9 protein-coding genes are annotated in these 13,843 nt (G+C 53.6%); 7 read left to right on the top strand and 2 right to left on the bottom strand.

Annotation, left to right across the window (positions count from 1 at the left end):
* Window positions 1-5 precede the first annotated feature (5 nt).
* Window positions 6-2,075 (bottom strand): tetratricopeptide repeat-containing sensor histidine kinase, encoded by a 2,070-nt coding sequence (locus tag DUE52_RS16200; protein ID WP_114407068.1) that lies wholly within the window; start codon window positions 2,073-2,075, stop codon window positions 6-8.
* 222 nt (window positions 2,076-2,297) lie between these two features.
* On the opposite strand from DUE52_RS16200, the gene DUE52_RS16195 reads away from it, so the two are divergent.
* The 4 genes from DUE52_RS16195 to DUE52_RS16180 are packed head-to-tail and all read left to right on the top strand — an operon-like array spanning window position 2,298 to window position 7,421.
* Window positions 2,298-3,992 (top strand): trypsin-like peptidase domain-containing protein, encoded by a 1,695-nt coding sequence (locus DUE52_RS16195; RefSeq protein WP_114407067.1) that lies wholly within the window; start codon window positions 2,298-2,300, stop codon window positions 3,990-3,992.
* A 47-nt stretch (window positions 3,993-4,039) separates the two neighbouring features.
* Entirely contained in the window at window positions 4,040-4,987 is a 948-nt protein-coding gene (locus DUE52_RS16190; protein WP_165840954.1) for a Stp1/IreP family PP2C-type Ser/Thr phosphatase, read from the top strand.
* Entirely contained in the window at window positions 4,980-6,740 is a 1,761-nt protein-coding gene (locus DUE52_RS16185) for a serine/threonine-protein kinase (protein ID WP_114407065.1), read from the top strand. The genes DUE52_RS16190 and DUE52_RS16185 overlap by 8 nt, the downstream gene beginning before the upstream one ends.
* A gap of 48 nt (window positions 6,741-6,788) precedes the next feature.
* Window positions 6,789-7,421, top strand: coding sequence for an outer membrane beta-barrel protein (locus tag DUE52_RS16180; RefSeq protein ID WP_114407064.1), 633 nt, complete (start codon window positions 6,789-6,791; stop codon window positions 7,419-7,421).
* A 125-nt stretch (window positions 7,422-7,546) separates the two neighbouring features.
* Here DUE52_RS16180 and DUE52_RS16175 read toward each other — a convergent pair whose 3' ends face one another.
* Entirely contained in the window at window positions 7,547-8,632 is a 1,086-nt protein-coding gene (locus DUE52_RS16175; protein WP_114407063.1) for an SDR family NAD(P)-dependent oxidoreductase, read from the bottom strand.
* Window positions 8,633-8,829: 197 nt separating this feature from the next.
* On the opposite strand from DUE52_RS16175, the gene DUE52_RS16170 reads away from it, so the two are divergent.
* From DUE52_RS16170 to DUE52_RS16160, 3 genes are all read left to right on the top strand, one after another.
* A complete protein-coding gene (locus tag DUE52_RS16170; protein ID WP_114407062.1) occupies window positions 8,830-9,996 on the top strand; it encodes a beta-propeller fold lactonase family protein in 1,167 nt (388 codons plus the stop codon).
* A gap of 186 nt (window positions 9,997-10,182) precedes the next feature.
* The gene (locus tag DUE52_RS16165) at window positions 10,183-10,575 is read left to right on the top strand and encodes a T9SS type A sorting domain-containing protein (RefSeq protein ID WP_114407061.1); all 393 of its coding nucleotides are present in this window, start codon (window positions 10,183-10,185) and stop codon (window positions 10,573-10,575) included.
* Window positions 10,576-11,002: 427 nt separating this feature from the next.
* The gene (locus DUE52_RS16160) at window positions 11,003-13,840 is read left to right on the top strand and encodes a PAS domain S-box protein (RefSeq protein ID WP_114407060.1); all 2,838 of its coding nucleotides are present in this window, start codon (window positions 11,003-11,005) and stop codon (window positions 13,838-13,840) included.
* Window positions 13,841-13,843 lie beyond the last annotated feature (3 nt).

Genomic DNA, 13,843 nt, shown 5'->3' with positions numbered 1-13,843 from the left:
CGGGTTTAGCTGGCCATCGGAACCTGCACATTCACACAGGTGCCACCCGGTTCGGGACTTGAAATGTAGAAACTACCGCCCAGCCGTTCCAGCCGCGCCTGAATATTCCGCATGCCGATCCCGTCCGAAACCGTATTCTCGTCGATTCCCGCACCGTCATCCTGAATGGTTAGTTTCAGAAAACCGTTCTGGCGGTGGAGGGCAATTCCGGCACTGCGGGCGTTGGCGTGTTTGAGAATGTTGTTGACCAGTTCGAGCGAAATGGCGTAGAGTTCGTAGGCAGTTTTTCCCCGCACGTCCGCGCCCGAGTCGTCCACTTCCAGCATAAACCGGGTGCGGTTCTGCACGTTTAAGGTGTCCGTCAGTTTAATCAAAGCCGCCTGTAAGCCCTGTTTTTCGAGGATTTCGGGCATCAGGTTGTGCGAAATCGCCCGGATGTCGTCGTAGACTTCGCCCATGTGATCCAGCAGGCGCGTGTGTTCCCGCTGCTGGCCGTCGTCAAACTGCGAGGTGTCCATGGCTTCGAACCGCCACTTCAGGGCCGACACCTTGGCTGCCACGCTGTCGTGCAGTTCACTGGCCACCCGCTTCCGTTCCATCGTCTGACCACGGTAGAGCGCGGCTTCAATCTCAGCATTTTTTCGGGAAAGCTCTTCGTTTTTGATTCGCAGCCGCCGGTTGCTCCAGACCACGTAGCCGAGGGTTCCGCCACTGAGCACCAGCATCGCAATCAGGAAGTTGCGCGACTGGGTCAGTTGATCTTTTTCCAGCGTCGTAATGCGGTTTTGTTGCTGGGCCTGCTGGAGCCGGGTCACCTGCTGTTTTTTCTCAAAGTCGTAGGTCATGCCCGCAATCGTTACCTTTTGCAGGGACTCTTCGTTCAGGATGGTGTCCGCTTCGGCCTTATACCATTTATAATAGCGAAGGGCCTTGGCTGGCTGGTTCAGGTTGTCGTAGGCGATGGCCAACTGCCGTAAATATTTGGTTCGTTCGGGTCGCATTTCACGGGCGTCTTCGGTCCACGCCAGCCCCGTCAACGCATACGGGATGGCTCGGGCATACTGTTTGCGTGCGATGTAAATTTCGCCAAAATTATGCTGAGCGCTGTGTTCCAGGGCTTCCTGGGTATCCTCGACGGTTTCCCGGTAGGTTTTCTGCGAGAGCCGGGAGTAGGTGAGGGCTTTGTCGTATTGCTTCAGGGCAATGTATACCCGGCCAGCGGCTCCGTATGCCCGTGCCAGGCTACTCGGCTGGTAGGGGTTCTGGTAGGCTTTGATCTGCTCCAGATAAAGTGTCAGGGCCTGGTCGTAGCGGCCCTTTTTTTCGTGAATTTCGGCCTGTCGGCCAATCAGGAAAACTTTGACCATGCCGTCGTTGAGCCGGTTGGCAATTTTTTCACCTTCGGTAAAATACTTCATGGCGTCATCATACCGGTTCATTTGCAGGTAAGCCGCACCCAGATTCGGCAGCGTAGCCCGCAGGCTTTTCCAGTCGTTTGCGTTTTCCTGAATTTTCCGGGCTTTGAGCCACAAATTAATGGCTTCCACCGATTGCCCTTCTCCCATTTTCATGATGGCCATTTCATTATAGGTCTGGGCTTCCCAACGCTGGTCACGAGCTTCCAGAAACTTTGCCAGTGCTTTCTGCAACGATGCTCTTGATTCGGGGAGTTTGGTCAGGATGTGGGAGTATAACTGCCCCCGCCGGAGAAAAACCTGCCCCTGCAACGACAGATCACGGATGGATACAGCCTGGTTGTAGGCTGTATCCAGTTGAGCATGAGCGGATTTGGTGTCGGATAGATAATCGGCTTCGATGCGGGCCAGGGCCAGCCGGGCGCGGATTTCACCCGTCGGGTAGTTTGCTTTTTGGGCCACGCGCATACCCGCACGAAGCGTCTGGATGGCGAGTGAATCATAGCCGTTCCACCAGTAGTTGGTGGCCAGTTCGTGTAAGGTCATGACGCGAAAACTATCGGCCTGAGGCTGTTTCAGCCGGTTTTGCAACGAATCAATCACCGGATTCTGGGCAAGGGCGAACGTACTGGAAAGAAGCAGGAGCAGAAGGTTACGCATGGCCTGAAAAGAGAAAGGAGACACCGAAAGTACGGATATAAAACCTTCAAGTACAACGGACTACTGCAAAATATAGGTTTTCCTATAGACGCAAAATACAGGTTTCCCGGAGTCGAAAATCAGGGCTTTTCCCGATTTCCTCCCGCGGGCCGATTCCCCACCTTTGTATTGTCCAAACGGCAAAAAAAATCCAACCCTATAACGTATTAACTCCTGTCACTCATGGCCACTCCAATAGAACGGTTTGTCATTCGTCATCTTACCGGCACCAAAGCCAACCAGGTCGAAGAATTCGACTACAAAAAGTACACCGAACTGACGTTCGGGCGGGGCATCGCCAACGACCTGCGGTTCGATCCCGAACTGGACTCGACGGTTTCCCGCGAACACGGCAAACTCGTGAAAGAAGAAGGCCCGCTGCCGGTTTTCAAGGTGGTCGATAACAACTCCCGGAACGGTATTTTCGTCAACAAAACCCGCATTGTTGGCTCGGCGGTTCTGCAACCGGGCGACGAAGTGCAGCTTGGCCAGGGCGGCCCGGTTTTCCAGTTCGACCTCAACCCCCGCCCCGTCGAATGGATGCAGAGCACGCGGGTGGTCGACATGCCGGCGCCCTACAACCCAACCAGTGAATTCAAAATGCCGGCTCCGGTTTCCGACGCCGATGCGTTTTCCGGTGCGCCGGCCAAAGTGGGCCTGGGCAAGCAAACCGTCGAACGGATGATGGTGACCGAACGCAGGAAAACAACGCGCTCGGTGCTGGTGGGAGCCGCCCTGGTGCTGGCCATTCTTTCGGGCATTGCCTTCGCGTTTAAGGACAAGTTCCGCACCAATACTACGGTGGTTGTCAACCGCCCGGTTGTGTTACCGGCTTCCAAACCGGATCATTCCCTGACGACCGAGCAAATTGCCACCGCCAACACCAGCAAAGTGGTTTTCATCGAATTTGGCTACAAACTGATCTACACCCCGACCGGCGACGATATTTACCACCAGTATATGCCGGTCAAACAATGGGACGGCACCACGAAAAATATTCCGATGTACATTGAAGTCGAACCCGGCCAAGTCGAACCGCTGCTGGGACTGAAAAAAGACGTGGCCGTTGGCGAACCCATTGCCATGCACGGGGCCAGCGGATCGGGTTTTGTGGTTTCGCCCCAGGGCCACATTCTGACCAACCGCCACGTGGCTGCCGCCTGGAATTCCTACTACAGTTTTCCGCCCGATGCGTTTCCCGGCCTGTTGCTGGTGCAGGGCGCCAAGGGTTGGGAAATCAGCCCGGAGCGGGTGCAGCCGTTCCGCTGGGTGCCGGGAGAAACACGGTTTTTTGGCAAAAAACCGATGTCGGGAAAAGTCATCGAAGGCGTCAATACGTACCTCGATGTCACTTTTAACAAAAACGAGCAGCGTTTTCCGGCCAGTGGCAAACCCATCATCTCGCCGAAACACGATGTGGCCATGATTAAAATCGACCTGGCCGAAACGCTGTCACCCGTTCAGATGCGCAATGCGGAAAAGGACATTGCCTCGGGCCAATTGGTCACCGTGATGGGCTATCCCGGTATTTCGCCGGATGTGTTTGTGGGGGAGAATTCGTCGGATTTTGCAAACCGCAATCCCCAGTTTGTCAAGGTGCCGGACGTGACCGTCACCCCCGGCAACGTCGGCAAGATCATCAAAGGCCAGAGCAGTGGCAAGTCGTCCAGCTATTACAGCGAGTTCGGAGATTATTACCAGCTCACGGTCAACGCCACCGGCGCGGGCAACAGCGGAGGGCCGGTTTTCGATCGGGAGGGCAACGTCATCGGCATCTTCACCGCCAGCAATACCACGCAGGATGCCACCCGCATCACCTTCGCCGTGCCTATCTCGTACGGCCTGGAGCTGATGGGCCGTCGTCAGGTCGTCGACTGATTCAAACCCTGAAAAGATGCTTTAACGAACTGATAGAGAGCATGTTCATGAAAAATATAGTCCAGTATCTTTTCGGGAAAAAATCGTCGCCCATCTTACCGGAAACCGTTGAAGAGAGCGTGCCGATGGAACGCGGGGGGGGAGAACCGGCCACACCGCCCGTCGTTTCCAGCGACCTCAACGCCATCGTCGTTTCGGACATCGGGAATGTCCGGAAAAACAATGAAGACACCGGTTTGTTCGTCCGGCTGGCCGATGAAGGCATCCGCCGGGTTAAAGGGTATCTGTTGCTGGTGGCGGATGGCATGGGCGGGCATCTGGCCGGGGAAATTGCCAGTCAGATGGCCGCCGAGACGGTCAGCCGGGAATATTTTCAATTCCGCGATACCACCGAAAATAGCCTGATGCGCGCTTTTCAGATTGCCAACCGGCAAATTTTTGACGAGTCGCTTCAGCACGAAACCTTCCGGGGTATGGGGACCACCTGCACCGCCGTGGTGGTTCAGAACGAGCAACTGTATTTCGCGCATGTGGGCGACAGCCGGGCGTATCTGTACAAAAATGGCCAGCTCGTCCAGTTAACCGAAGACCATACGTATGTCCAGCAATTGCTGAAAATGGGGGAAATCTCGGAGGAAAAAGCCGCCCGCCATCCCGAACGCAACGTCCTGACGCAGGCAATGGGGACGAAAGCGGACATTCGGGTGGATTTGGGTCGCTGCGTTCTGCCTTTCGACACCGGTGACCGGCTGCTGCTTTGCTCCGACGGTCTGTACGAATACTGCCGGGAGGAGGATTTGCTGCGGCTGCTGGCACAGGAGACCTTGCCCCAGGTCGCTTCCGAACTCGTTCAACTGGCCAAAAACCGGGGTGGTCACGACAACATCACCGTGGTGCTGGCCGAGCGAACCGTCACCAGAACGCTACCCGCCCCGCGCGAAACCCGCGAAATTGACGTACCCTTTACGCGTGATAGCGAACGTGCTCATGAATAACCAGAAGCCCACCCTAAAAGGCCGTCTCATCCAGCACTACCGCATCGAATCGCTCCTGGGCGAAGGCGGTATGGGGACGGTTTATCAGGCAACCGACACGCTGCTGCAACGACTGGTTGCCGTGAAAATGCTCCACCCGCACCTCGTTTCCCAGACGTCTTTCATGGAGCGGTTTCGGAACGAAGCCCTGATTCTGGCCCGGCTGAACCACCCCAATATTGCGGTTGTCTACAATTTTTTGCAGGATAATGCCGACTATTTCATGGCAATGGAATACGTCGAAGGCGATAGTCTGGAAGCCCTGATTCGGAAAGCCGGGGCTTTGTCACCCGCCATTGCTGCGGAGGTGGTCAGACAGGGGCTCGAAGGCATGGCGCACGCGCACCGGAAGGGGGTTCTGCACCGCGATATCAAACCCGCCAACCTAATGCTGACGCCGGAAGGTACCATCAAACTCATGGATTTTGGCATTGCCCGCGTGAGTGGGGAGCAGCGACTGACGCAGGCCAACCGCATTGTCGGAACGCTCGAGTACATGGCTCCGGAACTCATTGAAGGACAGGAGCCTTCGCCCGCTTCGGATCTGTATGCCATGGGCGTTTTGCTGTACGAACTGCTGTCGGGAAAACTGCCTTTTGCCAGCCGGACGGATTACGAACTGATGCAGGCCATTGTGCGGGAAAAACCGATTCCGCTGCGAAAACTGGATGGCCAGATCCCGAAAGAACTGGAAGCGGTGGTGCAAAAAGCACTGGATAAAAATCCGGCCAAACGGTTTGCCGACGCCAAAGCCTTTCAAAAAGCCCTGCAACCGTTTTATGCCTCGGCCCCGGTTCTGGATCCCGCCCAAATCATGCCTCCGTTGCCGGTCACGGATGTGGTGGATATGCAGCCCAATCGAAAGCTGGCGGGAGCAAAAAAGTCAGAATCCTACTTTTCAGGACGGTTTTTAGCCCAACATACGCCGGACTGGTTTCGTACGAACTGGGAATTCCTGCTGGCAGGAACCTTCACGCTGGTCGCGGTGCTGTTTCTGGGGATGCTGCTGCTGGATCGCAAACCGCAGCCCAAACCCACGACAAAAATCGGTGATAGCGGCAAGAAGCCGTCGGTACAGGTAAAGCCCGTTGTTTCGCAAGTAACCTCGCCGACGCTGGTTTATGCTGAACCCCGCGAAAACCGGGTTACGATTCCGGAACCAACGCCCGATCCGGTTGAAAACAAACCCAAAACGAGCCTGCCGAAAAAACCGGATGTAACAAAACCCAAAACCGTGCCGCCCAAATCGGTTGAGGAAACACCGGTGACTCCGCCCAAAGCAGAACCCATTGCGCCGACGACCACCGAACCGGTACCGGAACCCGTGAAACGTCCGGTGACCCGCAAGTCGGTTGCAGTCAGGCGTTTGCCGGTGAAACTGGCGTTGAGCAACGATCTGTCGTCGTCCCGCGCTCAGGAGGGCGAGACGGTTCGGTTCCGGGTGATCGACGCGGTGGTGAGCGAGGGCGAAGTGGTGATTCAGGCGGGTGCGACGGCTTTTGGAGAAGTGACCCGGATCAGGCAGGCGGGCAACGATCTATTCCGGAAAAAGGACTTGCTCGAATTTCGGATTTATGCCGTTGAAGCCGCCAACGGCCAGCGGCTTGCGCTGCGGTCGGCCACCATCAGCGAAGAAGTCAAAGGAAAACCGGTGGTTTTTCCGGCCGGCCAAACCTTCGAAGTCCGCACCGGCGACACGGTTCTTACCTTTTAATCCATTACCCATCAGTCGATTTTTCGTACTTAAACGCGTCTTTCAATCATGCGACTTTCCTCGATATTCCTGTTGTTTTTGCTGGCTGGTTTAGTCGGTTCGGCCCCCGCTTTCTCGCAAACCATCCGTCAAAAATCGACGACAGAAGGGCTTAGCCTGGGTTTGCAGGGCCATATGCTCGGCTGGTCGTCGGACTATTTTCAGTTTCTGGACGAAAATTCCGGCAACGGCATCGGTTTGGGTGGTCGCGTCGGGTTTGGTCTGACGCAGCGGTTTGAGGTGTTTGCGCAGTATGACCGGACGAAAATGAACCTGAAAAATATTGACGCCGAATCTTTTCAATTTACGAACCTGACGGGCGGAGTACGCTTTAATTTTTCAGCAACCACCCACGCCCTGCGCCCTTTTGCGGAACTGGGGTATGTTCACCGGGCCGGGAAAGTCGATCAGGTAATCAACAACAATGCATACGACAACATTTTGTTCAAGGGGGGAGCCGCCCACATCGGCGCGGGACTCCATTACTTTTTGTCGTTGCCCGTTGCCCTGACCCTGAACGGTTCTTTTCAGGCGGGTGGCAAATCGGCCATCGATCTGAACGGCGAACGGACGACGGACAAAGCCGATGTCAGCACCTTCCGGATTTCGGCAGGGATTGTGCTGTATTTTAGTGAGTTGTGAAGTTCGAAACCCTGACAGCGGTCGAAGACCCTGTCAGCGGTTTCGAATCGCTAAATTTAAATAGTGGGATTTTTTGAAACCGCTGACAGGGTCTTCGACCGCTGTCAGGGTTTCGGAAAATTGGGTTACGCCAAGGCTTCCGTGAAGGTTTCTTTCGCTTTGGCGACCACTTCTTTGGCCGTACTGACGGCGTCCTTAATGCTGTTCAAGCCGCTGAGCAGGCTGTCTTTTACATCGCCATACACGTCATCGGCACCGGATTTGATTTTACCCGCTTTGTACCGATACCGGACTTTGTCGTATTCGCTGCTATTGGCATACACCAGGGCAATGGCTGCTCCGGCCAGCACCACAGCCGCCAGACCGATTCCCCAGGTCAGAGCGGCTTTGTTGCCTTTTTCGTCCGCCGTTTGGGCTTCCACCTTCGGTTCCATATTTTTTCGCATCATGCCAGCCATGGTTTCCTGAGGAGCCACATACGACATCACTTCGTAGGCTTTGTTGACCAAACCGCCCGGAATCACTTTGGGCGCGCCTTTCATCAAGGCGTTGTAGGCATCTTTGGCAACGTTAGCCGGATTGTCCAGATTCTCCGTAACCTTCGTGTTCGATGCACCGGCTTTGTTGAAGAAGTCGGTATCGGTGGCGTTGGGCAGCAAAGCCGTTACACTGACGTTGGTGTCCTTCAATTCGTTGATTAGCGACTGCGTAAAATTATAGATATACGCCTTCGTGGCGGCATACACCGCCATCAGCGGCATGGGTGTGATTGATACCAGCGACGCCAGATTCAGGATTTTTCCTTCGTTCCGCTCCACCATTTCTTTCAGAAAGAGCTTGGTCATCTGCGTGGTGGTCAGGACGTTCAGGTGGATCAGCGACTTTTCCCGTTCCCAGTCGGTTTCGGTGGCAAAAAGCCCGTAGAGGCCAACACCGGCATCGTTGACCAGGACATCGACCGATAGATTTTTTGCTTTGACCTGGTTGTAAACGTCCTGAGCGGCATCTTCTTCCGATAAATCTTTCGTAATGACCGTCGTTTCAACCCCGTATTCGTCCCAAAACCGGCCGCCGAGTTCGTTTAGAACGTCGGTGCTCCGGGCAACGAGTACCAGATTGTAACCATCTTTTGCAAACAGTTTTGCCAGTTCCTGGCCGATTCCGCTGGAGGCTCCCGTGATCAGTGCTGTTTTGCTTTCCTTTGTCGTCATGATGTGCGTTGGTTGATTCGTCTCAATCTAACTGCCTAGGTGGTCAGATGGTTGGAAATATTTTAGGCTTCATTCAAAAAAGCACTCAGTGGCTTGAAAAACCGCTCCGGTTCCGGTCTTCTCCCTGCTTTGTGGCGGGTAGATTGAGCCGGAAATTTTCTTCATTCGTTGATGACGACATCCTAAATCCTCCTGAAATGAAACCGACACGAACGATTTTACGCTTCCTGCTTGGCGGGCTGTTTCTTATGTCCACAACAGCCTGGGTTTTTACCTCCACCGAAAAAACCAGTAATTCTTTATTGAAACCCGCGCCGAAAGTGCAGCGGTATCTCTACGTCGTAACGCCGGGTGTGCGGAATTACCTGGGCTACGGCGGCCACGGGATTCAGGTTTTCGACATCGATAACAACCACCGGTTTGTGAAATTTATCCCGACGAAGGGTTTTCAGAAGAACGGAAAACCGTCGAATGTGAAGGGCGTCGATGTCAGTCTGGCCACCAACTGTTTGTACATCAGCACGCTGGAAGCGTTGCAATGCCTTGACCTGACGACCGAGAAAGTGTTGTGGGAAAAGGAATACGAAGGGGGTGTCGACCGGATTTCGATTTCGCCGGACGGAAAGACGATTTACATGCCTTCGCTGGAGAAGGAATTCTGGACGGTGGTAGATGCCAAAACCGGCGATGTCATGACCAAAATCGTGACCAATTCGGGTTCACACAACACCATTTATGGCCCGGATGGAAATTTTGTGTACCTGGCCGGGTTGAAATCGACGATGCTGAACGTCGCTGACGCGAAAACACACACGATTACCAAAAAAGTAGGGCCGTTTGGGGCCGACATTCGCCCGTTTACCATTAACGGTTCGCAGACCCTGGTATACGTAAACATCAATGGATTGCTGGGCTTCGAGGTGGGCAATCTGGTGAGCGGCCAGTTTCTGCACCGCGTGGTGGTAGAAGGCTTCAACATCGGCGAAGTGAAACGCCACGGCTGTCCGAGCCACGGGATTGGCATGACGCCGGATGAAAAGGAAATCTGGCTGTGCGACGGTGCCAATAACCGGGTGCACATTTTTGACAATACCGTGATGCCGCCGGTCCAGAAAACCTCGATTCTGGTGCGCGACATGCCGGGCTGGATCACGTTCAGTGTGGACGGAAAATACGCCTATCCGTCTACCGGGGATGTTATCGATGTGAAAACGCGTAAAATCGTCACCAGCCTGGAAGATCCGAATTACAACTGGGTGCAGAGCGAGAAGATGGTTGAAATCCATTTCAGTGGCGGAAAAGCCGTTGCTGCGGGCGATCAGTTTGGCATCGGGCAACTGAAAAAGGCACCGAAAAAAGCCTGAAAAACGCCGGATTGCAGGGCGCTTCGGAATCTCATCCGGTTTATCGACCATTCGACCCGGTATTTTTGCCGACAAAGTACTATGCATAGCAAGGTACCTTATGAAAATACTACCTTTGAATCATCAAAACGGCCGATTCTGGCAGTAAACAACAAGAAATCAGAACATCCTTAAACAACAAATCTCATGAAAACGCTATTCGCTTCCGCATTACTGGCTTTAACTTTTGCTGTTTCAAACACTTTTGCTGCCGATAACCACGAAAAGGCCAAACCGAAATCCACGTTTCAATCGGCTGTTTATCCAATCATTAACAGCATGAAGGTGAGTGTGAACGTTCAGAAAGAAACCGACAGCAAAATCAATATTCGGCTGATCAACAGTGAAGGCCGGACGCTGGCTACCAAGCGATTGGGCGAAGGCCATGAGATCACGACCATCCGGTTTGATCTGAATCAACTGGAAGACGGCGTCTACAAAGTCGAAATCACCGACGGCGCCAATACGGAGGTCAAAACCGTAAAACTGCAAACCAGCACACCTGTGGTTGAATCGCTGCGTCTGGTGAGCATGAACTAATCGATTTGTAATCGAATTATTGAACAGGAAATCTGGTGTAAAAAACCGGGTTTCCTATTTTTTTGATTGCTTGAACTGTCTGATAAATGGATTGGTTTATTGGAGGAAGATTTCGTTTATTCCTTCGGACAGCCGACGGATCATCTGAAAAGACCGGCGTAATTCATACCTTTACGGGGCCGTCCACGGCATAATTGTTGCTTTAATTTGTTTAATATGTCACCAATTTGGTAACATATTGGTAGGTTATGAGTCAATCCAAGAGACATGTTGCGCTTAGCCCCAGGGTGAAACCGGAGTGGGGAGACGTTTCGTTGTCGATTAATTGATCCGTGAAAGCCTGATTCAAAGCAACAGAAGGCTTTATTTACCGGAAGTCCTTAACATAGGAATAGGTGCCGATTCGTTTATATTTGTTAACCTGTATATGTCCCCAATAGAGCACCTCGAACGCCAACTGGCTCTTGAAAGAGAAACCCGCAGGCAGACGGAGGCTATTCTGGAAGAAAAAAAACATCAGCTTTCCCAGGCTTATGAAGAGCTACTTCTGTATAAAGAACTGAAAAAAAGTGAACGACACTACCGTCACGTGGTGGAGTCGGTGCCGGATATTATTTTCAAAACGTCGATCGACGGCTATTTTACGTTCGTCAATTCGGTTGTCGAACAGAGTCTGGGCTACACCAAAGATGAAATAATCGGATTGAGTTTCATGACGCTGGTAGCTCCTTCCTGGCGGACGTCTGTGGCAGAGTTTTACCAGAAGATGTTGCAGGAGAAGCAGCGGAGTTCCTTCATGGAGTTTCCGGTGGTGGCCAAAGACGGCCGCACGGTCTGGATTGGTCAGACGTTGCGGGTGGTTGAAGGGGAGAACGACCGGCCGGAACTGGTGGCCGTGGCCCGCGACATTACCAATCGAATCATCAACGAAGACGAATTCCGGACTACACAAGCCCGGCTGACCTCGCTCATTACCAACCTGCAAACCGGGGTACTGGTTGAAGATGAAAACCGTACCATTATTGTTGTCAATCAGTTATACTGCGATCTGTTTGGGATTTCCAGGTCGGTCGCCGAGCTGATCGGGACCGGGTTTGAGCAGTGGGCTCATCCGAACGACACCTTGTTTGCCAATCCGGATTTGTTCCGTCAACAGATGGAAGAGGCTATCCGTCGGCAGCATACCGTGGTCAATGCCTCTGTTAGCCTGCTGGACGGGCGCGTTCTGGACTGGAGTTATATCCCCATTTTTCAGGAGGGCCAGTACCGGGGCCACCTGTGGCAATTTACCGACATTACGGAAAAATACCGCTATGATGAACGGATTCGGCGGAGTGAAGAGAAATACCGGGGGATCATGAACCGGATGGAACTCGGATTGCTCGAAGTCGATGCCAACCAAGTGATCCGGCAGGCCTACGACCGGTTTTGTCAGATGGTGGGTTATACGGAAAAAGAACTGATTGGGCAGCGGGCCGACGAATTGCTGGTGCCGAAAGAATTTACGGATTTTTTGGCGAAGCAGCAGAAATTTCGGGGGGCGGGCGGTGCCAATTCATACGAAATGCAACTGATCCGGAAAGACGGCGAACGCATCTGGGTCATCATCAGTGGGGCACCCATCATCGACGAACGCGGGAACGTGATCGGATCGATGGGTATTCACTACGACATTACGCAACGGAAACGGCTCGAACAGCAACTGGCCCAGGCTACGCAGGTTGCCGAGGATGCCCGGCATACCGAGAAGCAGTTTCTGGCCAACATGAGCCACGAAATCCGTACGCCCCTCAATGCCATTCTGGGGTTTTCCAACCTGCTGGAATCGACGGCTTTGAATCGGGAGCAGAAGGACTTTGTGGACTACATCCGAACGGCCGGCAAAAACCTGCTGACGATCGTCAACGACATTCTTGATATTTCCAAAATCGAAGCGGGCATGTTGCCGCTGGAAAGCATTCCATTCAGCATCAGTTCTCTGGTGGATTCGATCCGGACGATGCTCGATGCCTCGGCAACCGATAAAAATCTACGGCTGACGGTCACGGTAGATCCCGATCTGCCGGCGGTTGTTCTGGGCGATCCCACCCGGCTTACGCAAATCCTGCTGAATCTGCTCAGCAATGCCATCAAGTTTACCCGACAGGGCGGGGTTTCCGTACACATCGAAAAGAAAGAGGAAACCCCGGAGAGTGTTCGGGTTCGGTTCAGGGTGGAAGATACGGGAATTGGCATGGAAACGGCCATTCTGCCGCATATCTTTGAACGGTTCCGGCAGGCCAGTGATTTCACCACGCGGTATTACGGCGGCACGGGGCTGGGGCTGAACATTGTCAAGTCGTTGACCGAGATGCAGGGCGGCTGGATCAAGGTGGAAAGCATAATGGGCGAAGGCTCCACGTTTACGGTGGAAATTCCGTATAAAATAGCACCCCACCAAACCGAGCATGAGGCCGATCTGAATACGGAGACGTCCGGGCTGGGGGGGCGTGAGGTGACCATTCTGGTGGTAGAAGACAACGTGATGAACCAGCGGCTGGCCCTTCAGGTGCTCAACCGGCTGGGCTACTGGGCGCAGGTAGCCGAGAATGGTCAGGAAGCCCTTTCTATTCTGGAAAAAGAGGAGGTCGACCTGGTATTAATGGACATTCAGATGCCGGTGATGGACGGGTATACCACCACCACCCGGATCCGAACGACGCTGAAAAGCCCGGTGCCGATTATTGCCATGACGGCCCATGCGCTGGCCAACGAGCGGGAACAGTGTTTGCAGGCCGGTATGAATGATTTTATACCCAAACCGTTTCAAATTGAAGAGTTACAACGAATTATGCGTAAATACCTGCCGATCGCACCGGCTAAAGTTCAAACCCAAAAAGTGTATATGACGCCGAAACCCAGTTTCTCGGTGGAACCGCTCCTGGAAGCCGTTGGGCATGACATGGATTTTGCGGTTGAAATGATGACGTTGTTTCTGAACCAGACGCCGGTCGAGATTCAACAATTACGACAGTCGCTGGAAGAAGGCGACATAACCGCTATCAAACGGCTGATTCACACCCAGAAAGCCGTGATTCAGACCTTTGGCCTGAACGAAGCCGCCCGACTCATTACGGCCACGGAAGCCCTGATTGCCGACAAAAAGGCCCTGTCTGAAATCGCCCCGCTGATCAGTCAGTATCTGCTGGTGCTGGAATCCGAACTGCCGGTGATCCAGGCCGTTCGGGAGGCTAATTCGGAAGGGGGAGAAGCGGGCGAGGGGTAACGG

Source organism: Larkinella punicea (assembly GCF_003334855.1).
GTDB classification, from domain to species: Bacteria; Bacteroidota; Bacteroidia; order Cytophagales; family Spirosomataceae; genus Larkinella; species Larkinella punicea.
This window is presented reverse-complemented; position numbering and strand designations above follow the sequence as displayed.

Coding starts and splice junctions, on each gene's coding strand:
- DUE52_RS16200 (WP_114407068.1), bottom strand. CDS start 2,075: ATGCGTAACCTTCTGCTCCTGCTTCTTTCCAGTACGTTCGCCCTTGCC.
- DUE52_RS16195 (WP_114407067.1), top strand. CDS start 2,298: ATGGCCACTCCAATAGAACGGTTTGTCATTCGTCATCTTACCGGCACC.
- DUE52_RS16190 (WP_165840954.1), top strand. CDS start 4,040: ATGAAAAATATAGTCCAGTATCTTTTCGGGAAAAAATCGTCGCCCATC.
- DUE52_RS16185 (WP_114407065.1), top strand. CDS start 4,980: ATGAATAACCAGAAGCCCACCCTAAAAGGCCGTCTCATCCAGCACTAC.
- DUE52_RS16180 (WP_114407064.1), top strand. CDS start 6,789: ATGCGACTTTCCTCGATATTCCTGTTGTTTTTGCTGGCTGGTTTAGTC.
- DUE52_RS16175 (WP_114407063.1), bottom strand. CDS start 8,632: ATGACGACAAAGGAAAGCAAAACAGCACTGATCACGGGAGCCTCCAGC.
- DUE52_RS16170 (WP_114407062.1), top strand. CDS start 8,830: ATGAAACCGACACGAACGATTTTACGCTTCCTGCTTGGCGGGCTGTTT.
- DUE52_RS16165 (WP_114407061.1), top strand. CDS start 10,183: ATGAAAACGCTATTCGCTTCCGCATTACTGGCTTTAACTTTTGCTGTT.
- DUE52_RS16160 (WP_114407060.1), top strand. CDS start 11,003: ATGTCCCCAATAGAGCACCTCGAACGCCAACTGGCTCTTGAAAGAGAA.